At 65.4% G+C, this 21,198-nt stretch carries 27 protein-coding genes; 6 read left to right on the forward strand and 21 right to left on the reverse strand.

What is annotated here, in order from left to right; all coding sequences use genetic code 11:
* Positions 1-24: 24 nt before the first annotated feature.
* Entirely contained in the window at positions 25-936 is a 912-nt protein-coding gene (gene rpsB / locus WDU93_RS09580) for a 30S ribosomal protein S2 (RefSeq protein WP_337319946.1), read from the reverse strand.
* A 319-nt stretch (positions 937-1,255) separates the two neighbouring features.
* On the opposite strand from rpsB, the gene WDU93_RS09585 reads away from it, so the two are divergent.
* Positions 1,256-1,846, forward strand: coding sequence for a murein hydrolase activator EnvC family protein (locus WDU93_RS09585; protein WP_337319948.1), 591 nt, complete (start codon positions 1,256-1,258; stop codon positions 1,844-1,846).
* A gap of 16 nt (positions 1,847-1,862) precedes the next feature.
* On the opposite strand, the gene WDU93_RS09590 is transcribed toward WDU93_RS09585, so the two are convergent.
* From WDU93_RS09590 to lepB, 7 genes are all read right to left on the reverse strand, one after another.
* Positions 1,863-2,765 carry a tyrosine recombinase gene (locus tag WDU93_RS09590; RefSeq protein WP_337319951.1) on the reverse strand — a complete coding sequence of 301 codons (903 nt, stop codon included), beginning with the start codon at positions 2,763-2,765 and terminating at the stop codon, positions 1,863-1,865.
* Positions 2,766-2,798: 33 nt separating this feature from the next.
* Positions 2,799-3,980: a DNA-processing protein DprA gene (gene dprA, locus WDU93_RS09595; RefSeq protein WP_337319953.1), complete on the reverse strand. Its 1,182-nt coding sequence runs from the start codon at positions 3,978-3,980 to the stop codon at positions 2,799-2,801.
* The gene (locus WDU93_RS09600) at positions 3,977-5,506 is read right to left on the reverse strand and encodes a YifB family Mg chelatase-like AAA ATPase (protein WP_337319956.1); all 1,530 of its coding nucleotides are present in this window, start codon (positions 5,504-5,506) and stop codon (positions 3,977-3,979) included. The genes dprA and WDU93_RS09600 overlap by 4 nt, the downstream gene beginning before the upstream one ends.
* Entirely contained in the window at positions 5,503-5,865 is a 363-nt protein-coding gene (locus WDU93_RS09605; RefSeq protein ID WP_337319959.1) for a YraN family protein, read from the reverse strand. The genes WDU93_RS09600 and WDU93_RS09605 overlap by 4 nt, the downstream gene beginning before the upstream one ends.
* A gap of 109 nt (positions 5,866-5,974) precedes the next feature.
* Positions 5,975-6,301: a DUF2469 family protein gene (locus WDU93_RS09610; RefSeq protein ID WP_337319962.1), complete on the reverse strand. Its 327-nt coding sequence runs from the start codon at positions 6,299-6,301 to the stop codon at positions 5,975-5,977.
* Positions 6,302-6,352: 51 nt separating this feature from the next.
* Entirely contained in the window at positions 6,353-7,015 is a 663-nt protein-coding gene (locus WDU93_RS09615; protein WP_337319965.1) for a ribonuclease HII, read from the reverse strand.
* Positions 7,012-7,743, reverse strand: coding sequence for a signal peptidase I (lepB, locus tag WDU93_RS09620; protein ID WP_337319968.1), 732 nt, complete (start codon positions 7,741-7,743; stop codon positions 7,012-7,014). The genes WDU93_RS09615 and lepB overlap by 4 nt, the downstream gene beginning before the upstream one ends.
* 264 nt (positions 7,744-8,007) lie before the next feature.
* Here lepB and WDU93_RS09625 point away from each other — a divergent pair, with 264 nt between their 5' ends.
* A complete protein-coding gene (locus WDU93_RS09625; RefSeq protein ID WP_337319970.1) occupies positions 8,008-9,075 on the forward strand; it encodes a tyrosine-type recombinase/integrase in 1,068 nt (355 codons plus the stop codon).
* 90 nt (positions 9,076-9,165) lie between these two features.
* The gene (locus WDU93_RS09630) at positions 9,166-9,816 is read left to right on the forward strand and encodes a hypothetical protein (protein ID WP_337319972.1); all 651 of its coding nucleotides are present in this window, start codon (positions 9,166-9,168) and stop codon (positions 9,814-9,816) included.
* A gap of 364 nt (positions 9,817-10,180) precedes the next feature.
* On the opposite strand, the gene WDU93_RS09635 is transcribed toward WDU93_RS09630, so the two are convergent.
* From WDU93_RS09635 to WDU93_RS09670, 8 genes are all read right to left on the reverse strand, one after another.
* Positions 10,181-10,765 carry a recombinase family protein gene (locus WDU93_RS09635; protein ID WP_337319974.1) on the reverse strand — a complete coding sequence of 195 codons (585 nt, stop codon included), beginning with the start codon at positions 10,763-10,765 and terminating at the stop codon, positions 10,181-10,183.
* A 262-nt stretch (positions 10,766-11,027) separates the two neighbouring features.
* On the reverse strand, positions 11,028-11,258 hold the full coding sequence (locus WDU93_RS09640) for a hypothetical protein (RefSeq protein ID WP_337319977.1): 231 nt from the start codon (positions 11,256-11,258) through the stop codon (positions 11,028-11,030).
* Between the two features lie 183 nt (positions 11,259-11,441).
* Entirely contained in the window at positions 11,442-11,861 is a 420-nt protein-coding gene (locus WDU93_RS09645) for a hypothetical protein (protein ID WP_337319979.1), read from the reverse strand.
* 3 nt (positions 11,862-11,864) lie between these two features.
* Positions 11,865-12,359, reverse strand: coding sequence for a hypothetical protein (locus WDU93_RS09650; RefSeq protein ID WP_337319981.1), 495 nt, complete (start codon positions 12,357-12,359; stop codon positions 11,865-11,867).
* Positions 12,360-12,665: 306 nt separating this feature from the next.
* A complete protein-coding gene (locus tag WDU93_RS09655) occupies positions 12,666-13,385 on the reverse strand; it encodes a hypothetical protein (protein WP_337319984.1) in 720 nt (239 codons plus the stop codon).
* A 53-nt stretch (positions 13,386-13,438) separates the two neighbouring features.
* The gene (locus WDU93_RS09660) at positions 13,439-14,008 is read right to left on the reverse strand and encodes a hypothetical protein (RefSeq protein ID WP_337319987.1); all 570 of its coding nucleotides are present in this window, start codon (positions 14,006-14,008) and stop codon (positions 13,439-13,441) included.
* 207 nt (positions 14,009-14,215) lie between these two features.
* Positions 14,216-14,563 carry a 50S ribosomal protein L19 gene (gene rplS, locus WDU93_RS09665; RefSeq protein WP_337319990.1) on the reverse strand — a complete coding sequence of 116 codons (348 nt, stop codon included), beginning with the start codon at positions 14,561-14,563 and terminating at the stop codon, positions 14,216-14,218.
* A gap of 163 nt (positions 14,564-14,726) precedes the next feature.
* A complete protein-coding gene (locus WDU93_RS09670; protein WP_337319993.1) occupies positions 14,727-15,221 on the reverse strand; it encodes an MFS transporter permease in 495 nt (164 codons plus the stop codon).
* Between the two features lie 127 nt (positions 15,222-15,348).
* Here WDU93_RS09670 and map point away from each other — a divergent pair, with 127 nt between their 5' ends.
* Both map and WDU93_RS09680 read left to right on the forward strand, forming a co-directional pair.
* Complete coding sequence (gene map, locus WDU93_RS09675) at positions 15,349-16,131, forward strand: type I methionyl aminopeptidase (RefSeq protein WP_337319995.1); 783 nt, start codon at positions 15,349-15,351, stop codon at positions 16,129-16,131.
* A 49-nt stretch (positions 16,132-16,180) separates the two neighbouring features.
* Entirely contained in the window at positions 16,181-16,774 is a 594-nt protein-coding gene (locus WDU93_RS09680; protein WP_337319997.1) for a histidine phosphatase family protein, read from the forward strand.
* On the opposite strand, the gene trmD is transcribed toward WDU93_RS09680, so the two are convergent.
* The 4 genes from trmD to rpsP are packed head-to-tail and all read right to left on the reverse strand — an operon-like array spanning position 16,771 to position 18,777.
* Positions 16,771-17,469 (reverse strand): tRNA (guanosine(37)-N1)-methyltransferase TrmD, encoded by a 699-nt coding sequence (gene trmD, locus WDU93_RS09685; RefSeq protein WP_337320000.1) that lies wholly within the window; start codon positions 17,467-17,469, stop codon positions 16,771-16,773. The genes WDU93_RS09680 and trmD overlap by 4 nt on opposite strands.
* Positions 17,470-17,489: 20 nt before the next feature.
* Positions 17,490-18,122, reverse strand: coding sequence for a ribosome maturation factor RimM (gene rimM, locus WDU93_RS09690; RefSeq protein ID WP_337320002.1), 633 nt, complete (start codon positions 18,120-18,122; stop codon positions 17,490-17,492).
* Positions 18,106-18,336, reverse strand: coding sequence for an RNA-binding protein (locus tag WDU93_RS09695; RefSeq protein WP_337320004.1), 231 nt, complete (start codon positions 18,334-18,336; stop codon positions 18,106-18,108). The genes rimM and WDU93_RS09695 overlap by 17 nt, the downstream gene beginning before the upstream one ends.
* 6 nt (positions 18,337-18,342) lie before the next feature.
* Positions 18,343-18,777: a 30S ribosomal protein S16 gene (gene rpsP, locus WDU93_RS09700; RefSeq protein WP_337320006.1), complete on the reverse strand. Its 435-nt coding sequence runs from the start codon at positions 18,775-18,777 to the stop codon at positions 18,343-18,345.
* Positions 18,778-18,983: 206 nt separating this feature from the next.
* On the opposite strand from rpsP, the gene WDU93_RS09705 reads away from it, so the two are divergent.
* Positions 18,984-20,123 carry a glutamate--cysteine ligase gene (locus WDU93_RS09705; RefSeq protein ID WP_337320008.1) on the forward strand — a complete coding sequence of 380 codons (1,140 nt, stop codon included), beginning with the start codon at positions 18,984-18,986 and terminating at the stop codon, positions 20,121-20,123.
* Positions 20,124-20,130: 7 nt separating this feature from the next.
* Here WDU93_RS09705 and WDU93_RS09710 read toward each other — a convergent pair whose 3' ends face one another.
* The gene (locus WDU93_RS09710; RefSeq protein WP_337320010.1) at positions 20,131-21,105 is read right to left on the reverse strand and encodes a sugar-binding transcriptional regulator; all 975 of its coding nucleotides are present in this window, start codon (positions 21,103-21,105) and stop codon (positions 20,131-20,133) included.
* Positions 21,106-21,198: the final 93 nt, after the last annotated feature.

Here is a 21,198-nt window from a genome sequence, read left to right on the forward strand (position 1 = left end):
GCTCCTTGCTTGTGTTCGCGGGGATTACTTGGAGTCGGCTGCCTCGGCGGCGGCGACGTCAGCGACGTCCTCGCCCGACGCGGCGGCGATGGCCTCGTCGTGTGCCTCGGCACCGGCAGCGTCAGCGGCGGCGACCTCGGGAGCCTCGACGAGCTCCGGGGCGTCAGCCGGGGTCTCGGAAGCCGGGGTCTCGAGCAGCTCGCGCTCCCACTCGGCCAGCGGCTCAGCGTCGCCCGCGTCAGGGTTGTGCTTCTGCTGCAGGCCCTCGGCGGCAGCGTCGGCGATGATGCGCGTCAGCAGCGACACCGAACGGATGGCGTCGTCGTTGCCGGGGATCGGGTACTGGAAGTCGTCCGGGTCGGCGTTCGTGTCGAGGATGCCGGTCACGGGGATGCCGAGCTTCTTGGCCTCGTCGATGGCGAGGTGCTCGCGCTTGGCGTCAACGACCCACAGAGCCGAGGGGGTCTTGGAGAGGTTGCGGATACCACCGAGCGACCTGTGCAGCTTGTCGAGCTCGCGCTTCTTGAGCAGCAGCTCCTTCTTGGTGAAGCCCGAGGCGGCCGGGTTCTCGTAGTCGAGCTCCTCGAGCTCCTTCATGCGGGCCAGACGCTTTGCGATGGTGGAGAAGTTGGTGAGGAGGCCACCGAGCCAACGCTGGTTGACGTAGGGCTGGCCGACGCGGGTAGCCTGCTCGGCGAGGATCTCCTGCGCCTGCTTCTTGGTGCCGACGAAGAGGATGGTGCCGCCGCGTGCGACGGTCTCCTTGACGAAGTCGTAGGCCTTGTCGATGTACGACAGCGACTGCTGCAGGTCGATGATGTGGATGCCGCTGCGCTCGGTGAGGATGAAGCGCTTCACCTTCGGGTTCCACCGGCGGGTCTGGTGTCCGAAGTGCACGCCGCTGTCGAGCAGCTGGCGGATGGTGACCACAGCCATGGTCGTCTCCTTGTTCTGGCGCGTGCGCGCCGTTGAGGTTGATTCGCCGATCGACTGACCGACTGTCCTGGTGCCCGGCACACACCCGCCTGCTCGTGAGAGTGGACCTGTGGGTGCGGATGCCACGACCGAAGTCGCAAATGGGCACGCGTAGTCACCTCGGATTCGAGGTGCATCGACCAGCATACAGGATCGGGGTGCGCACGGCGGCGAGCCACGGGTGCGGTTCGCTCTCCCCCGGGGGCATCACGCGGCGACTTCTCCCCCGCCCCCGGGTTCCGTCGCCTTCGCGCAGGTTCACACGCGGAAGGCTGGGGTGATGGCACAACCTGTGATCGCTCGGTCCTCCTCCCGGACGCACCGCCGGTGCGCCATCGCGGCGACCCTGGCACTCGGCCTACTGCTGTCTGCCCCCGTCACACCCGGGTATGCCTCGGGATTGCAGTCGGCGGTCGGCGGACAGGCCGCGGGGCAGGACAATGAGCTGCCCGACGTCGACCCGCGGTGGCGCTGGCCGGTGGACGACCAGGGGCGCGTGGTCGAGCCCTTCCGCGCCCCCGCGCATGAGTACGGGCCGGGTCACCGGGGCATCGATATCGCCGCCCCGGTCGGGTCCGCTGCGCGCGCTCCGGCTGACGGCGTCGTGGCGTTCCGCGGCACAGTCGTGGATCGTCCGCTGCTCACGATCGAGCACGCGACGGGCCTCGTCGTCACCTTCGAGCCGCTCGCCTCTGATCTCACACCGGGTGATGTTGTCGCAGCGGGCGAGAGCATCGGCACCGTGGCGACCGGTGGTCACACACCGCCGGGCCTGCTGCACGTGGGTGTGCGGTGGCATGGGGACTACCTCAACCCACTGCCGCTGTTCGGTGAGCTGCCACGGGCCGTGCTGCTGCCGTGTTGCTCATGAGGCAGGAGCCGCCGGCTCAGGCGCGGGGGTGCGCGATCTTGTACGCGGCGGTGAGGCGCTCCGCCGACACGTGCGTGTAGATCTGCGTCGTGCCGAGGCTGGCGTGCCCGAGGATCTCCTGCACGGCGCGCAGGTCAGCGCCCCCGTCGAGGAGGTGCGTCGCGGCGGAATGGCGCAGCGCGTGGGGTCCGACGGTCTCGGCGCCCACGATCGGCGCGAGCGCCTGCGACACCACGCCGTACACCGTGCGGGGCGCCAATCGACCGCCCCGGGAGCCGAGCAGCAGCGCCGAACTCCCATCCTCCCCCCGGGCCGCCAGGGCCGGCCGGGCACGGGTCAGATAGGCCGTGACCGCATCCAACGCGGGCCGCCCGAACGGCACGACACGCTCCTTCGAGCCCTTGCCGAGCACGCGAGCGGTGGCGCGGTGCGTGTCGAGGTCATCGACGTCGAGGCCGCACAGCTCCGATACGCGGATGCCCGAGCCGTAAAGGAGCTCGAGCAGGGCGCTGTCGCGCAGGGCGATCGGGTCGCCCTGCGCGGCGCGCTCACGATGCGCGTCGAGCATGTCGGTGAGGGCGAGCTGCGAGGCGACCACGGGCAACGTGCGAGAGCGCTTCGGGGTGACCAGGCGCAGGCTGGGGTCGGCCGGGATGTGCTCCTCCTCCTTAGCCCACGCGAAGAAGGATCGTGCCGCCGCGGCCCGGCGGGCCAAGGTTGAGCGGGCATCGCCCCGTTGCGTGGCACGCCAGAGCCACTCCCGCAGGTGTTCCAGGTCGATCTCCGCGAGGTCCATCTCGGCGACCCCGTCGCCGAGATCACGGAGGTCGTTGCGATAGGCGCGGACGGTCGCGGGCGAGAGCCGCCGCACCTTCTCCAGGTGCACGGTGAAGGCTTCGACCGCGACGGGGTATCGCATGTTTCCAGAGTGCCGCGAAATCGGCGCCGGCGCTCATGTGCCACGCCGCCACTGGTGTCCCTCGCGCACGACCATCCCGTCCAGGTCCAGCAGCCCCAGTTCGGCGCGCACCCGGTCGACTGAGAGTCCGCTTCGCCTCGCGAGCTCTTCGGTATCGCGTGCCGCACGCGAGCTGAGCGCGTCGAGTAGGCGCGTGCGCTCAGGAGTCGCCCGAGCCGATGGCGCGGCGGTCTCGGTATCGTCTCCGCACAATTCACGCACCTCCGCTGCCGTGGTCACGCAGACAGCGTCGTACTCACGCAACAGGCGATGGCATCCGGCAGAGGCGGCAGACGTCACAGGGCCAGGCACGGCACCGAGCGGACGCCCCAGGGCAGACGCGTGTCCCGCGGTGTTGAGGGATCCGCTACGCCACCCCGCCTCGACGACGACTGTCGCCGTGCTCGCGGCGGCGATCAGCCGGTTGCGCGCGAGGAACCTCCACTTGGTCGGCGCGGCCCCGCAAGGCACCTCACTGATGATCGCGCCGTGGTTGCGGATCCGCTCGAAAAGCCGTTGATGCCCGGCAGGGTACGGGCGGTCGACCCCGCCGGCCATGAAGGCCACCGTGCTCCCACCGGAGCCGACCGCGGCGCTGTGCGCCGCCCCGTCGATCCCGTACGCTCCGCCCGAGACGATCACCTCGCCGCTGGCCGCGAGATCTCCGGCAAGCTCGGCGGCCATGTGTTCGCCGTATCCGGTGGCCGCTCGCGCGCCCACAATGGCGACGGCCCGGGCATCCGACAGCGCTCCCGCGTCGCCGCGTACCCAGAGCGCGAGCGGCGCGTGCGGTCCGAGGTCGTCCAGCCGCTCGGGCCACAGCGCATCGCCAGGCACCAGCAGCAGCGCCCCGACCTCACGAGCGCCGCGCACGGCATCGCGCACCGCTCGAACGTTCGCGCGCGGCAGCCAGCGCCCCCGTGCCTCGGACAGCGCCCGTGCCGAGGCGGCATCTCCGACACCGAGCAGCACGCTATCCGAGAATGCCGCCGCCAGCGCACCGCTCGCACCGTGCACCGATACCAGCGCCCCGGCAACGCCGTCACCGGGCTCAGCGAGCACCGACCAGGCGGCGCGCGCCGCAGTCTCGGCGAAATCACTCGTCGGGGCGATGCCGCGCAGAGCCGCGAGAATCTCCGCATCGGCGAGAAGGTGGTCCGTGGTGAAACCGCTCATGCGGCCATTCCCTTCTTCAAGAACAATGCGCGTCCGATCTCGTCGGCCCCAGGGCTCGTCGTGCCCTCGAGATCACTCATCGTCCATGCCAGGCGCAGCGCACGGTCATACGCCCGCAAGGTGAGGCTTCCGCGCTCAAGCGCACGGTCGAGGGGCGCCCGCACCGCCCCCGGCAGCCGCAGAGAACCCTGCCGCAGTCGTGTACCAGGCACATCGCCGTTGATCTTCCATGGCGTACCCCGCCACCGCTCGGCCGCAGCCGCACGCGCCTCCTGCACGCGTACACGCGCGGCTGCCGACGTCACGGTCGACCGCTCCCCCGACGTCGCGCGCGATGCGGCGACACGCGCCACGTGCAGTTCGATGTCGATCCTGTCGCGCAACGGACCGGAAAGCCGTGCCCCATAGCGGCGAATCGCCATCGGCGGACATGTGCACTCGGCCCCGCGCACGCCGTAGTTGCCGCAGGGACACGGATTCATCGCCATCACCAACTGGAATCGCGCGGGGTAGCTCGCCGTGAATCCGGCCCGGTGCACCTCCATCCGCCCGGACTCGAGCGGCTGACGGAGGGCATCCAGGGCGACGCGGGCGAATTCTGGTGCCTCATCGAGAAAGAGCACGCCGCGGTGCGCGCGCACGATCGCGCCAGGCCGGGCGGCCCGCGAACCACCCCCGACCATGGCGACGGCGGAGGCGCTGTGGTGCGGCGCCTCGAACGGAGGCAGCGAGTCGAGGGCGAGCACCGGCTCGCCGGTGAGCGAACGAATGGCCGCGACTTCCAGGGCCGCTTCCTCATCGAGTTGCGGCAGGATGCCAGGGAGCCGGCGTGCCAGCATCGTCTTCCCCGCACCCGGCGGACCACTCAGCAGCAGATGGTGCCCGCCCGCCGCGGCGACCGTCAGGGCAGTCACGGCGTCGTCCTGCCCGACGACGTCAGCGAGATCGAGTTCTTCCGCATCCGGTCGCTCCGGCAGCGGAAGCAGCACGGCCTCGAGCTCACGCTCCTCGACGTCCGCCCCATGCCGCGCGGCGACCTCACCGAGCGAGACCGCACCGTGCACGTCGATGCCCGGCACCAGGCGCGCCTCGGCTAGGTTCGCGATCGGCACGACCACGCGGTCGAACCCGGCTCGTGCCGCGGCGAACACGGCCGGCAATACGCCGGCGACCGGCCGCAGCCTGCCATCCAGTCCGAGCTCGCCGATGTGCACGGTCGATCCGACCGTGCGATGAGGCAGCACACCGCCGGCCGCAAGGGCGGCCACGGCGATGCCCACGTCGAATCCCGAGCCGTGCTTGGGCAGGCTCGCCGGCGACAGGTTGACGGTTAGCCGCCTGCGCGGCAGGTCCAGGCCGGTGTTCGTGCAGGCATTCCACACACGCTGGACGGCCTCGCCCAGCGACTTGTCCGGCAGGCCGATGATCCGGAAGTCAGGGGTCTGCGGCGAGACATCGGCCTCGATCTCGACGAGATGTCCGTCCACGCCGGTCAACGCGACCGCCCAGGTGCGCGCCGTCCTCACCGCAGGTCCTCGAGGTGTTCGAGTGTTGCGGTGGCGGGGTCGTCGCCGATCAGCCCGATCGCCTGAAGCCGCAGTGATCCCTGCTGCGCAGCGTCCCGATGCGCGTGCGCCCACGCGTAGGCCAAGCACCACAGCCGATGCCTTTTGCGGTCGTCGATGGCCTCGAACGGATGCCCAAAGCGCACACTGCGCCTCGTCTTCACCTCGACCACCGCGATCACCCGTCCTCGACGGGCGACGATGTCGATCTCGCCCTGCGGGCATCGCCAATTGCGGTCGAGAATCTCGTAGCCGAGCGCGCTCAGGTGCGCCGCGGCGCGCTCTTCACCGGCTCGGCCCAGGTCGTCTTTCGCTGCCATGCCTCACAGCGTGGCGCGGCACGATAGCGGCTGCGGTGCCGAGGTCGGCGATATCTACGGTCTCCGTGGAGAGTCGCCCCACACCGTCAGGCTGTGGAGAGCGGACGGATCACTTGCCGTCGAGCGACAGCTCGTCGGGGATCTCGAACTCGCGGCGCTGGAGCTCCTCGACGTTGACGTCCTTGAAGGTCAATACCCGAACGGCCTTGACGAATCGGTCGGCGCGATAGATGTCCCACACCCAGACATCCTTCATCGAGATCTCGAAGTAGAAGTCGTGTTCGGTGTCCTGTCGCACGACGTTGACATCGTTGGCCAGGTAGAACCGACGCTCCGTCTCGACGACGTACTGGAACTGCGACACCACGTCGCGGTACTCGCGGAAGAGCGCGAGCTCGAGTTCGCGGTCGTAGTCGTCGAAGGCGTCGTCATCCATGATGACTCCATCTTATGAGCAGTCGCGGCCGCCCGTGGTCGCCTGGGCGGCTCAGAACAACGTCGGGGCGTCTGCGATCGCCCACGAGGCGCGATGGAACGGTGAGAGCCCGTGCGTGCGGATGGCCTCACGGTGCTCGGCGCTCGCGTAGCCCTTGTTCCGATCCCAGCGGTAGGCGGGATGGCTCTCATGGAACTGCGCCATCTGCGCATCGCGGGCGACTTTCGCGATCACCGAGGCCGCCGACACCGATGCACAGTCGCGGTCGCCCTTGATGACGGTGCGCACGGTCAGTCGGCTGCGATGGACGAGCGAGAGGTAGTCATGGTTGCCGTCGAGGATGACCAGAGTGCGCGCGGCATCCACCGCTCCCCCGCTGACGGCGTCGACGGCACGGGATGCCGCACGACCGAGCGCCATGATGATGCCGACGTCGTCGATCTCCGCGGCCGTCGCCCATCCGACAGCCGATGCCTGCACCCACCCGGCAGCGTGGGCGGCCATGTCAGCCCTGCGCCTTTCCGGGATGAGTTTCGAGTCACGCAGCCCAGCGGGCACGCGACGCCGCGACCCGGCGGCATCCATCACCGCCGCGCCGACGGCCACCGGGCCCGCGAGAGCGCCACGGCCCACTTCATCAAGGGCGATGATCAGATCGAACTCGTCCTTCAGCAGCGACCGTTCCAGCCGCAGCGTGGGCTCGACGACGGTCATTCCGGCTCCGGCACCGCACGGTAGACATCGTCGTGGGTGTCGATCAGTCCGAGCCGGTCGAACGGCCATGTCGTCAGGAACGCACGCCCGACGACGTTCTCCAGCGGCACGAATCCGCCGCTCGGCAGATCTTGATGCGCACGCGAGTCCTGCGAACGGTCACGGTTGTCACCCATGACCCAGATCGACCCCTCCGGCACGGTGACATCGAAGTCGCTGTTGGATGCCGCGGTGTCACCCTTGGGCAGGTTGAGGTAGGACAACTCGTCGATCGGCGCACCGTTGATGGTGATCTGGCCGAGAGCGTTGCAGCACACCACGTGGTCACCTGGCATGCCGATCACCCGCTTGACGAGATGATCCTGTGCGTCGGAGGTCGAGATGCCGACGAACGTCAGCACCCAATCGACCGCCTCGACCAGCGCCGGGCGTGCCGGACTCTGCGGCTGCGGCGGCAGCCATCCGCCGGGGTCCTGGAAGACGACGACATCACCCCGGTCGTAGCCGGCCCAGCGCGGGGTGAGCTCGTCGACGAGGATGCGGTCGTTGACCAGCAGTGTCCGCTCCATCGACCCGGAGGGGATGTAGAACGAGCGGACGATGAAGGTCTTCACCACGAATGAGACCAGCGCCGCGATGAGGATGATGACGAGCACATCCCGGAAGAAGACGAGGATGCTGCGCCGACGCTTCAGCGGCCGTGGCGCGGGTGTTGCTTCGCTCGTCATGACCGTCCTCTGCATCGGGTGAGCCGTTTGATGACGGCAGTATCAAGGGTCGCACATCCGTGCGGAAACGAACGCACCCCGAGACGCTGCGTCCCGGGGTGCGTTGAGGTGAATACGCGTCAGTTGTCGCGCTTCTCCTTGGAGCGCGGGACTCCGCATGAGGGCAAGGACGAAGGACTGTCGGTCAGGTCGCATGCCAACTTGTGCCAACAACTTCTGCACTTTCCCGCTCCTGATGCGTATAAGCACATGAAGGAGCACAACATGAGAGACACCAAGCCAAGGACGCGAGTCCTCCCCTCTGGACGCAGGCAGGTTCGCGTTTGGGATGCGGAGCAGAGCAAGTACGTATCCCTGGGTACCTACGCCACCGAGGACGAAGCCACGATGGCGGCACTCAAGTTCCAAGCAGGAGTGTTCGAGGAGCCGCAGAAGAGCGCGCCCAAGCCACCGCCTCAGGGACGCGAGAAGTTCGGCCGGTTCGCCTTGGAGGTCATCGAGTCCAAGAAGCACGTTTGGGCACCGAGCACCTATCACGCGCATGTGCGGAACCTGGACAAGCATCTGAAGACCTTCCGCGGCACTCCCCTGGGTGACATCACTTACTCATCGGTAGTGAAGTGGTGGAAGAAGATGGACGGCCAGCCCATCGCGCGCAAGCAGAGCTACGCCACTATGCGGATGGTCATGAGTCGTGCCGTCCGCTTGGGAAGGATCAGCACATCGCCGTGCATGATCGAGGGCGCAACCAAGGATTTCAGCACGAAGCGTCCTACCTTCCACGCGGAGGATGTCCGGATGATGATCCTGATGACTGGTGATCTTCAGATGGAGGTTGCTCTCCTCACGATGCTGGGAACCGGAATCCGCATCGGGGAACTCCTCGCGCTGGACTGGCAAGACATCGATCTGAGCAAGGGCAAGATCACCGTGCGCCGTCACCTGACGCCGTACGGGCTTGAGGAAGGCACCAAGCACCATGCAGACGGGAAGCGCGTCCTGATGATGCCTCAGGAGGTCACAGACGCCCTTCTACGGCTCGCAAAGAGTACTGTCCCGATTCCCGATCACCCGGTGTTCGTCAACGCTTGGGGAAGGCGGATGACGTACAAGGCGTTCAGCTACACCTTCAAGCCGCTTCGGGCTTCGTGCGCGCTCGATGCACTGAGACCTCACGACATCCGGCACATCCATCTGAGCGAGTATGCCCGCCACTCAACACTGCGCGAGGTCATGGACCGGGCAGGACACACGGACGTGTCTTCCAGTCTTCGTTATCAGCACGCCGACGAAGAGCGGGAACGGCAGATCGTGGACAGCCTGAAGCTGTAGCAGCCCTCCCTCGGACTAGGCCCTCTATTGCCGAAGCACCAATCCCTGACATAGGATCACCACGAACCGGATGCCAGGGGGGTACCGCTAATGACCAAGAACAAAAGCAAGCTGACTCGTTCACTGATCATCGTGTCGATGGCTGCTACGCTATGGGGTGGAGTGGCGTCGGCTCCCGCCTTCGCAGCTACTGGACCGTGGGCTGGTGCGACAGATGCCGCGACTTCAGGGCCATTGATCGATCAGCAATGCGTGGAAGCAATAGAGAAGGCCGCAGTTCAGCTCTCTGATGACGTCTGCGTCTACAAGGAAACTCTCGAAACATCAGCACCTGAGGTCGTTTCAGTAGCTAGCCTTCAGTCGGCCCGCGGATCGATGAGCACAGCCGACTTCAATTCCTTGGTTGCTGCAGCGGCAGCAGGAACTGTGCAAACAAAGACGTTCACGCGTACCTACGACAACGTCGTTGTCGCGTGGAGGCAGACTGGACGCTTCTACTATGACGGTACACGCGCCTGGGTTACGGCCTCGTACCGGGGCTACCAGGGTTACCAGACATGCAAGGTTGATCGCACTATTGGATATGCCATCTCCATCAAGAAGTGCGATGAAAGTGGCTCCACGTCAACGCGCAACCTTCGCGCCATTTTCACATCGAATCTCATCGCGGACAAGGTTCCGATCGGTTGGGACACTGAATGGCACACGTACGTAAACTCGACCGGAAAAGTTTGGTGGTAACCCGAGTTGGAACAAGCATTTAGCGGGCCGCATCTCTGGGTGCTGCTTGTCGCCGTTCTTTATCTGATACTCGTAATCGCCTCAGTCGTCAGAGCGATTCGCCTAGATCGCCTCTCGGTGCTCGCAAAGGTAATCTGGAGCGTCCTTCTAGTAGTGTTTCCGATCGGCGGCCTCGTTGTATTCTGGGCTGCTAACCCGCCAAAGCTGAAGAAGCATCACAAGGCCCCACGGTCGGCCGACTCGTAGCAGGGTCAGCGCTCTTCTCAGTGAGTGGGCCTCCCGATTAAGACAGATCCTGGGGCCCACTCACGGAGGCTGCAAGACTAGCTGATATTCCGTCCGAGGCCGTAGCTCATCCCGGTCTTCAGGCGCTCGCCGTCGCCTTGGTGATCCGGTAAACCGTGGCGACGGATATACCCAGCGTACGGGCGATCTCGGGCACGCTCTCGCCGCTGTCCCGGAGGGTCTGCGCCTTCCGAGCCTTTGCACTGTCGGTCACCTTCGGGCGTCCACCCTTGCGCCCCTGAGCCTTCGCGGCGGCGAGTCCTGCCGTCGTCCGCTCTGCGATGATGTTGCGCTCCATCTCAGCGAAGATCGATGCCATCTGGAGCATCGCCCTACCCATCGGCGTCGATGAGTTCAGGCCGTCCGCGATGGACTCGATGTAGATGCCGCGCTCTGTGAGGTCTGCGAGCAACTGAGCGATGTGCAGAGCAGAGCGCCCAAGGCGGTCGAGCCGGTAGACCACGATGGAATCCCCCGGCTGAAGGTCTGCGAGGAGGGCGTCAAGTGCAGGGCGTGAGGTCTTGGCACCGGAGACGCCGTGATCGACGTACCGATTCCGCTTGAGCACTCCAGCCGTGTCCAGTGCCTCATGCTGGAGGGCTTCATCCTGCTTGCCCGTCGAGACGCGGAGATAGCCAAGCTTGGTGCCGGTCGTCTTGTTCATAGCTACAGGTTCTCATAAACCCGTACGTTTTCGCAACTCAATATCGTGTGAGTTCTGAGGTTGGATTTTGGAGCGAGCTTGCTTGGATTCTCGGCACCCGCTCGCGCTCGCCGCATCTCTCATCTGAGCATCGTTTTAGAGAGACAGCGATGCCCTCCCTAGACGTGAGAAGAAGGGAGGGCATCGTGTGCCGCGCGTAGGCACCATACGCGGCGGAGGTTCCCCTAGGTGGAGTCCAATCGACCTAGAGGAGGTCTAGGGGTCAGCGGTGCCTCTGTGCTTCGTTGTGCTCTGCTATCAGACGGTCGATGCGGGCGCGCTCGTCGCCGTGCACACGTTCGACAAGCTCGCGTTCCATCTCAGGAGTCCACTCAGTAGGCCGGTAGCGCTCAGCCTCTAGTGCCGGATTGGTGCGGCGGTTGTGCTCGGATTCCGCGATCAAGGCGCGCATCTCGCGCTCGGTGCCATTCAGGCGGATGTCGTCAGTCGTCATTTTCATGTTCCCAATCCGCCCAACGCGTGAGATGGGTCAGTACGGTTTCAAAGCTCGTGTTGATGTCGCGCGTCGTCCAAAATCGCCCTGGGAGGTCGTCAAACGCGATCTGTAGTTCGACGGCAAGCATCGTGATTCTGTCCCTCTGTGCGCGGGTAGTGCGTGCTGTTCTCGTCGCCATGGTCAGTACTCCGTACTCGTCTGAGAGCTTCGGTTCTGCTCGGGATACTTGGCCTTAATCTCCCTCAGAGCGGCTGAGCGTTCGGCAGGATCAGAAATCTTCCGTGCTTCCTCTGTTGCCTTCAGCCACTGGTAGTAACGCGCCCCGTACTCGTCATCGTCGCCAAGCTCGATGCCCTCCGAGTGGTCACCGAGTACGAACATCTGCTTGCCCCATCGGGCTTCCTGCTGTTCCTCGGTGAGGTCTAGCCACGAATCACCGTTGCGATTGACCGTCTCGGAGCGCTCAACCTCTACAACCTCACCGCGTAGGGCTGTCCTGCCAGACGTGGCGAAGTAGGCGTTCGGATTCGATGGGCCGGGAAGGGTAAGGCCAGTAGCTAGTACGGTGATCGTCACTCGCTCGGGGGTCTTTGTAGTCATGGGTTAGTTCCTCTTCTGCGCCTTCAGCGCGTCTCGTAGCTCTCCCAGCTCGGGATAGTCGGCCAACACGTCGAGCACTTCGGTGGGGAAGCTCTCGCACAGCTTCTGAATGCTTCTGACAAGCGGGGTGACAGCCTGAGCTAGTCGGGCTGTCGTGGTGTCATCGATGGCTAGCCGGGTGAGCCGGTCGAGCACGGCTAGCTCGGCGGTGATAGCTCGTGCCCTGACTGCCGGGGAGCTAGTAGCGTCTGCCAGCTTGCGAGTTGTACGGGCTGAATCCGACAGGTCGGCTAGTCGCCCGATTACCTCTGAGGGATCGGTGCCGTCATCCTCTGCAATCTGCGCTAGGAGATTCTGGCGGGAGATTCTGTAACGAGAAATTGCACTCTCGCTCACTCCATATCGTCGTGCGATATCGGCACCGCTGACACCCTGACTGATTAGCTCGATAATGCGCGCGCTGTGCTCGTGGCGCTCGATGCTTGATGGTGTTGCCATGGTCGTACTTCCTAATGTTTAAGCGGGAACCTGAGCTTCTGCATGAGGGAAGGAGTATGCCCTCCTCAGGTTCCCCTCCTAATCAGACGCAACTAAGGATGTCCGAAAAACTTTGCGTCCTTATTGGTTACTATCGCGCGGAGAGCCGACTGATGCGCCAGTATGCGGGACATTCTGCTGGGAATGTGCTGTGAGCGCTAAACCATTTTCAAGAATCAGGCTCGGCCAATTCGAGCAGCGCTCGGAGCATTGGCGAAGGTGTCCAAGCTCGTTGCTCGGCCAGCTCGGTCAACATTTCATCAACTGTCAAAGATCGATCACCAAGCCTTCCAAGAAGGCATCCACGTCGAATTCTTCTTCTTGATCCATGGTTGCCGCGCCGTCGCGTGCCGAAGGCTGAGCGACGACAGGCGCGGGCGAGGATCTATCCGAGCCTTGTTCGATCTTTGGATCTTGTGTTCTTATCATTGCCTGGTGAGGCACAGTCTGTACCTGGTGAGGCACAGTCTGTACCTGGTGAGGCACAGTCTGTACCTGGTGAGGCACAGTCTCGCTCCTCAGCCTCTCGGGCAAATAGTCTTGGTCTGCAAGTTCGAGCACCCTGACCACGGTTGCCGACTTCCGAAAGTTGTAGTTTTCGGATGGCTTCCCGTTCCGACGCTGAAGATCGCGTACTTCGATGGCTCCCACCATTTTCAAGAATTCGAGGACGCGGCGCACTGTGTCTGTTCCCGTACGCGAAATCCTTGCAATGGCGCGCTGGCTAAGGCGTGAGCCGGTTCCCGTCTCATAGTCGATGTGCTGGGCGAGCGCCATGCCAACGCCCCAGAAGGCATATCCGGGGATTTTGTACTCTTTCAGCACGGCATCCGGGAAGTATTCGAGGAACTTCCGGAACTCAGGTGCCGTCAGTGCGCTGGGGTCTACCGGCGTCTTTGGGGTTGGCTTGTATCCCATTTTCTTCGGTGCGGAGAATGATGGAAAACGCAACCCGACCCGGCTCACACTGTGAACGGTTTCCGACATCCGCTACAAGGCTTATACGCCTCTGAGCTACTATCGTCCAAAGTCGAGACCACTTATTTTTCGGCTTGGGCTTCGCGTGCTTTGCGCTCCCGGTACGCCCTCGCATGGTCTGTAGCGGCTTTGCGGCACGCATCGCACCGACACTTGTAATTCGTGTAAGTCGAGAGGGTGCCATGCGTCAGCGGCTTGGGTTCCGGTTCGTCCCTGAGGAAGACCACAAGGCGCTCCCGGCTGATGCGCAACGTTCGCTCGATCTCGGCGTAGGTGGCACCCTGAGCGCGTAGCCGTCGAGCATCATCGCGGACAGCTTCAGGATCGTCCTTCGCGCGGTGGTGGTCCTTGATGGCTCGGGCGTCCTCTGCGATCTGAATCGCTATGCCGGTATCGGTCAAGAATCCGACCTTCGCGGCGGCGAGGAGGTCAGCGTACTTCTCCCTAAGCTGTGCGTTCTCTACCTCTCGCCGGTCGGCGGCTTCTTGCAGGATCGACGGGAGGTCATTGACCTTGGCGCGGTGGATTCGTGTTCGGAGGTCGCGAGAGGCCGCAGGGCTGAGATAGAGCGCATCTAGGGATGCTCGGGCTTCGGTGCGTGCGGCGCGTGGGTCTGTGTCGGTAGGAGTCACCTATCTACCTATCGCGCGAAACCGAAACCACTTCATCCGGGTTCAGACAACCAAGGCCGGACATGCAAGAAGACCCACCCCCCATTGCTGGGAAGTGGGTCTTCTGTGCGAAGGCGTCAGGTTGGCTTCGTGCCAACTTGTGCCAACTAAGCTAGCCTGAGTTCATCAGGCGGGAGCCCTATTTTCTTGAAAATAGAGCCCTTCTGCTCAGTTGTCGCGCTTCTCCTTGATCTTCGCCTTCTTGCCGCGGAGGTTGCGGAGGTAGTACAGCTTCGCGCGGCGCACGTCACCACGGGTGACGACCTCGATGTGGTCGATCACCGGGGAGTGCACGGGGAAGGTGCGCTCCACGCCCACCTGGAAGCTGATCTTGCGGACCGTGAAGGTCTCGCGCACGCCATCGCCCTGACGGCCGATAACGACACCCTTGAACACCTGCACGCGCGAGCGCGTGCCTTCGGTGATGTTCACGTGCACGTTGACCGTGTCACCCGGGTGGAACTCAGGAATGTCGGAACGGAGCGATGCCGCGTCAACGGCGTCGAGGATCTGCATGATCGTCTCTCTCTGCACTCGCCACAGGTCGGATGCATGATTCAAAGGAACAAGTAATGGGTGTGTGCCGAACGGATCAGAATCCGTGGGTTCCCCTGAGGCAGAACCGGGTCACGGCACAAGCATCCATTCTGCCATGGACGCGGGGCGCGGCCAAATGCGCTCAGTCGCGGTTGTCGCTCTCCTGGATGACGATGACCTCGGGCGTGCTCCGGGTCTGCTCGGCGCGGGGTCGCAGCGGCTCGGTCGTCGTCCAGGTGATCGTCTCGCGAATCCGGGCACCGCTGCCCTTGGCCTCATTCCACAGCTGCCACAACTGCAGCCAGAACAGCGCGATCCCCGCGGCGATCGCGAGCGCGAGCAGCCAGCCGAACGCGCCCTCGATGAAGCAGCCGACAGCGATCGTCAGTCCGTGCCACACCGTGAAGCCCAACACATCCCACCACGACACGGCCCGCTCGGCGCGGACGGAGGGCCGGGAACGCGTCAACAGCGTCAGCAGGAGTTGCCCGATGAACACGGAGGGGACGGCGATGAACAGCACCCAGAGGAACGCCCAGCCACCGGCCTGGAAGATGCCCCAGCCCAGCAGAATCCACAGCGGCAGCACGAAGGCCGCCGGCAACAGCCAGAGGAAGAAGGCGCGTCGCAACCACACACCCCGATGGTACGACTCGGCACCTGATCACGGTGCCCTGGTTCGCTCTGAGCATGTGTGCCGGAACCGCTCTCGGTCACCGTACGCCCGCAGATCGGGAAGAATGGAGGCGGACGAGAGGAATCCGATGATCGAACTGCGCACCCCTGCCGAGATCGACGAGATGCGCGCTGCCGGCCGCTTCGTGGCCGAGACCCTGGCGACGCTGCGCGCCGACACCAAGGTCGGCACGAACCTCCTTGACATCGACCGCCGCGCACACGAGATGATCCGCTCCGCCGGTGCCGAGTCGTGCTACATCGACTACCACCCCTCGTTCGGCGCCAGCCCGTTCGGCAAGGTCATCTGCACCTCCATCAACGACGCCGTGCTGCACGGTCTCCCCCACGACTACACGCTGCGCGACGGCGACCTCGTCTCGCTCGACTTCGCGGTCTCCGTCGACGGCTGGGTGGCCGACTCCGCAATCTCCTTCGTCGTCGGTACGCCGCGCGACGAGGATCTGCGCCTGATCGACACCACCAACCGCGCACTGGAGGCGGCAATCGCCGCCGCGACCGTCGGCAACCGGATCGGTGACATCTCCGCGTCCATCGCCGCCGTCGCGCACGGTGAGGGCTACACCATCAACACCGATTTCGGCGGCCACGGCGTCGGCCGCATCATGCACGGTGACCCGCATGTGCCCAACGACGGTCGCGCCGGCCGCGGCTTCCCGCTGCGCGCAGGGCTCGTCTTCGCCCTGGAGCCCTGGTTCCTGCAGACCACCGACAAGCTCATCACCGACCCCGATGGCTGGACCCTGCGTAGCGCTGACGGCTCCCGCGGCGCGCATGCCGAGCACACCGTGGCGGTCACCGAAGACGGCCCGATCATCCTCACCGACCGCTCGTTCCTCGGCGTCGACTGACCGTCCTCTCGCGCATCACGCCGCCCCGCGGCTGTGGCATTCTGTCACCATGATTCCTGGGGGACGTCGGATGCCGGAGCGCGCATTCCTCGTCCGACACGGCCAGACGGTCTGGAACGCCGAACATCGGCTGCACGGCCGACAGGATTCGCCTCTGACCGCCGACGGCATCCGTCAGGCGTGCGAGATGGCGAAGAGACTGCGTGATCGAGGCATCAGCACCGTCTGCTCGAGTCCGCTCGGTCGCGCGCTGCGCACCGCGGTCATCATCGCCGACGAGATCGGCGCACAGCTCGTGCAGGTGCCGGAGCTGACGGAGATCGACCATGGCGCAATGACTGGGATGACCTGGACCGAGATCGACGAGGTGTTCCCTGGCGCGCGCGCCGCACGGGCCGAGAACCGCTACGGCTGGGCGTTTCCCGGGGGCGAAAGCTACGCGCAGGCCCGTGCACGGGCGCGGGAGGCGCTGACGGCGTGCGGCTGGGCCGCCGACGGCGTGCCGGTTCTGGTCTCACACGAGCAGATCGGACGGATGCTGCGCGCCGAGCTCCGCGCCCTCAGCCATCCGGACGCTCTCGCGCTGCGGCATCCGCACGGCGTGGTTTTCGAGATCGATCGCTCCGGGGAGCGGATCCTTTAGTCCTCGAGCAGATCGGGGCGCCGGCGGCGCGTGCGCTCCAGTTGCTGCTCCCGGCGCCAGTGGGCGATTGCACCATGGTTGCCGCTGAGCAGCACGGGCGGGACCTCCCGGTCACGCCACACGGACGGTTTGGTGTACGAGGGGTACTCCAGCAGCCCGTCCTCGTGCGACTCCTCGACCAGACTCTCGGGATTGCCGACGACGCCGGGAATGAGGCGACCGATCGCCTCGACCATCGCCATCACCGCGACCTCTCCCCCATTGAGCACGTAGTCGCCGAGGCTGATCAGCCGCACCTCGCCGAGATCAGCGGCGTACTCGAACACCCGCTCGTCGATGCCCTCGTAGCGGCCACAGCCGAAGATGAGGTGTTCTCGGGTCGCGAGGTCGCGCGCAGTCGCCTGAGTGAACACTTCGCCTGCCGGCGAGGGGAAGATGATCGTCGGACGCTCCGAGGCTCGCGAGTCGGATGCGGCGAGCTCGTCCAGGGCCAGACCCCAGGGCTCGGGCTTCATGACCATGCCTGCGCCCCCGCCGTAGGGGGTGTCATCGACCGTGCGATGCCGGTCGTGCGTCCAGTCACGCAGGTCGCGGACATCCAGATTGAGGATGCCGGAGTCGCGCGCCTTGCCGAGCAGCGACAGCGTCAGGCCGTCGAAGTACGACGGGAAGATCGAGACGACGTCGATGCGCATGTCGCGGCGGCTCTCGTCGCTCAGGCGGATGCCGCGGGCTCGTCGCCGTCGATGGCGTCGGACTCGGCAGCATCGGCGTCCGACTGCTCCGGCTCGGCGGGGAGTTCTTCGAACAGGCCGGCCGGCGGGGTGACGGTGATGCGGCCGGCGGCCACGTCGACAGCAGGCACGATCGCCTCGACGAACGGGACCATGACCTCGCCGGCATCCGTCTTGACGATCAGCAGATCCTGGGCGGGCAGGTGCTCGACCCGCAGCACGGTGCCGACGACGGCGCCATCACGCGCGACCTCGAGCCCGACGAGCTGGTGGTCGTACCAGGCGTTCTCTTCGACATCTGCCTCGGCCTCGTCCTGGTCGATCCACAGGATCGCGCGCACGAGCGTCTCGGCCGCATTGCGATCGTCAACGCCCTCGAGGAAGACGACAGAGTTGCCGTTCATCACCCGGTACTCCCGGATGGTCACGCTCTTGCCGTGCCACTCCGACGACTCGGGCACCTGCAGGGTGAACTCCGCGCCAGGCACGAAACGGCGGGCGGGGTCATCGGTGTACAGCTCGAGCTTCAGCGCGCCCTTCAGACCGTGTGCCTTGAGCAGACGGCCGACGCGCAGCTGGTTCTTCTGGGCCGCCACGTCAGTCGTCCGCAACATCGACGCGGACACGACGTCCGTCGGCGAGGGCGGAGATGAGCGTGCGCAAGGCCTTGGCGGTGCGGCCGCCGCGCCCGATCACGCGACCACGGTCATCCGGGTGCACGTGCACCTCGAGAACGTCGCCGCGGGGCGACGTGGATGCGGTGATGCGGACATCATCGGGATTGTCGACAATCCCCTTGACGATGTGTTCGAGCGCGGCGGCGAGCACGACGGATTACTCTGCGTCGGTCGCAGCGTCCGCTGCGTCCTCGGCGGGAGCCTCGGCGGCGGGAGCCTCCTCAGCGGAGGCTTCCTCCTTCTTCGCCTTCGGCTTGACGACCGACTTCTTGGCCGTGTCGGCCTCGAAGGCAGCCTTGGGCTCAGCGGTCTTCAGGGTGGACTTCGCGTCCTTGTCACCCTTGAAGGTGCCCCAGTCGCCGGTGATCTTGAGGATGGCGGTGACCTGCTCGGTCGGCTGCGCGCCGACAGAGAGCCAGTACTGTGCCCGCTCGGAGTCGACCTCGATGAACGAGGGCTCCTCGGTGGGGTGGTACTTGCCGATCTCCTCGATCACACGACCGTCGCGCTTGGTGCGCGAGTCGGCGACGACGATGCGGTAGTACGGCGCGCGGATCTTGCCCATGCGCTTGAGACGAATCTTGACAGCCACGATTCTCCTGAATGGTGTGGTGAGGAAGACGAACTGGTCGCCTGGAGCGTGGGGTGCACACCCGGCGGAAGCTCTACGGGTGGATGACGTGCTGGATAGAGGGTCGAGCACATCGTCCGACCCTCTATTCTGCCAGATCCCGACGCCGCACGCGAAACAGCGACACACACCGGCTCTCAGCGGGTCGCGCATGCCAGACTGAGCGCGTGCCGCTCGAATTCGCACCCTCCGCCCGCTCGACTGTGGGCGTCGAATGGGAGATCATGCTCGCCGATCCCATCACGGGCGACTTGGTCGGGCGCGCGCCCGACCTGCTGCACGCGCTGGAAGAACAGAGCGCGCAGGAGAGACACACGGTCACCGGTGAGCTGCTGACCAACACCATCGAGGTGACCAGCGGCGTTGGCTCGACGGTGGCACAGGCCATAGGAGACGTGTCTGCAGCGATCGCCGCCGTGCGCGCCGCGACCGATCCGGCCGGAGTCGAACTGTTGTCGGCGGGCAGCCACCCCTTCGCACAGTGGTTCGACCAGCGCGTCACCGACAAGACCCGGTACCACCGTCTGATCGAACGTACGCAGTGGTGGGGCCGCAACATGATGATCTGGGGCATCCACGTGCATGTCGGCGTCGACGATCGCGACAAGGTGCTGCCGATCATCGGGGCGCTCACCGGCTTCCTCCCCCACCTGCAGGCGCTGGCCGCGTCCAGCCCCTTCTGGGCCGGTGACCGCACCGGCTACGCATCCAACCGCGCCCTGGTCTTCCAGCAGCTCCCGACCGCTGGCCTCCCCTGGCCGATGCGCACCTGGTCGGAATTCGAGGCGTACCTCGACGACATGATCCGCACCGGGGTGATGGACGACGTCTCCGAGGTGAGGTGGGACATCCGTCCGGCACCCAAGTGGGGCACCATCGAGGTGCGCGCCTGCGACGGGATGTCCACGCTCAGCGAGTTGGCGTCGATCGCTGCCCTCGTGCAGTCGCTCGTCGAGTTCTTCTCGCGCGAGCTCGATGAGGGGCGCGAGCTGCCGATGATGCCGCCGTGGTACCACCGCGAGAACAAGTGGCGCGCCGCGCGCTACGGCCTCGACGCCCGGGTGATCGTGGATGCTGCGGGATCGCAGGTGCCCGTGCGCGACCACCTCTCGGCGGTGCTGGCCGACCTGCGTCCGGTCGCCGTGGACCTCGGCTGTGCCACCGAACTCGATGCCGTACACGGCACCCTGCGCGAGGGCGCCAGCTACGCCAGGCAGCTCGCGGTCGCCGACGAGAATGACGGCGACCTGCGCGCGGTCGTGCAGCATCTCATCGGCGAGTTCCGCAACGGCCCCTCAGCACACTGACGACGGCTCAAGCCTGTTCGGCGAGCTCTCGTGCGAGCGTCTCGTCGAGCACGACATCGGTGATCGTGCCCGCCGCGATGGCCGCCTGCAGACTGCCGAGCTTGGTGACGCCGGAGACGACACAGACGCGGCGAGGCACGCGGCGCAGTCGATCGAGCCCCGGCCCCGTGGCCCTGGCATTGAGGCGGATGTCACGCCACGAGCCATCAGCACGGTAGAACACGGTCGCGACATCGCCGATCGCGCCGTCCTCACGCAGGCTCCGATAGTCCTCACGGCTGAGGTAGCCGCCGACGTACACGCGGCTCGGTACCTCAGCGGCGGGCGAGCCCAGGCTGAACACCGCGATGTCCATCTTCGCCTGATAGCCGAGCACCCGTCGGGTGCTGCGCTCCTGCCACATCGCCTCCCTGGTGTCGGGGTTGTCGAAGAAGGCGGGGACGGGGAACTGCTCTACCTGTGCTCCGAAGGCCTGGCCGAACCGTTGCAGGATGTCGCTGGAGTACTCCAGGCCGCTGGTCTGGGTGTTGCCGGCGCCGTTGAGTTGCACGAATGTCGTGTTGTGGGTGTCTTTCTGCACGAGTGACCGGCTGACCATGCTGATCGTCGACCCCCAGGCGACGCCGACGACCATGTTCGATTCGACGAACTGCGAGAGCAGGCGGCCCGCGGTCAGCGCGACGCGTTCCATCCGTTCAACCTCGTTGATCACACCCGGCATGGGCACGACGTGGGCGGCGATGCGGAACTGTTCGCGGATGCGCTGTTCCAGCAGCCCTGCCCTCTCGAAGGGCGAATTGATGCGGATGTCCACGAGGCCGGAGCTACGCGCGTAGGCGAGAAGCCTCGACACCGAGGAGCGCGAGGTGTCCAACTCCTTGGCGATGGCCTCCATCGTCATGTCCTGCAGGTAGTACAGCTTGGATGCCATGAGCGCGGCGCTCACTTTCGCATCTCGCCCCTTGGTGACGTTTCCTGTCATCTCCTGACCTCCACCGACAGGATTGCACATATGTGCAAACGACTTGCGCACGCCGGTGCGGAGTTCGATGCTGATGCCAGGCAGGAACGGAGA

The organism is Microbacterium istanbulense (genome assembly GCF_037204145.1).
In the GTDB taxonomy this organism is placed as follows: domain Bacteria; phylum Actinomycetota; class Actinomycetes; order Actinomycetales; family Microbacteriaceae; genus Microbacterium; species Microbacterium istanbulense.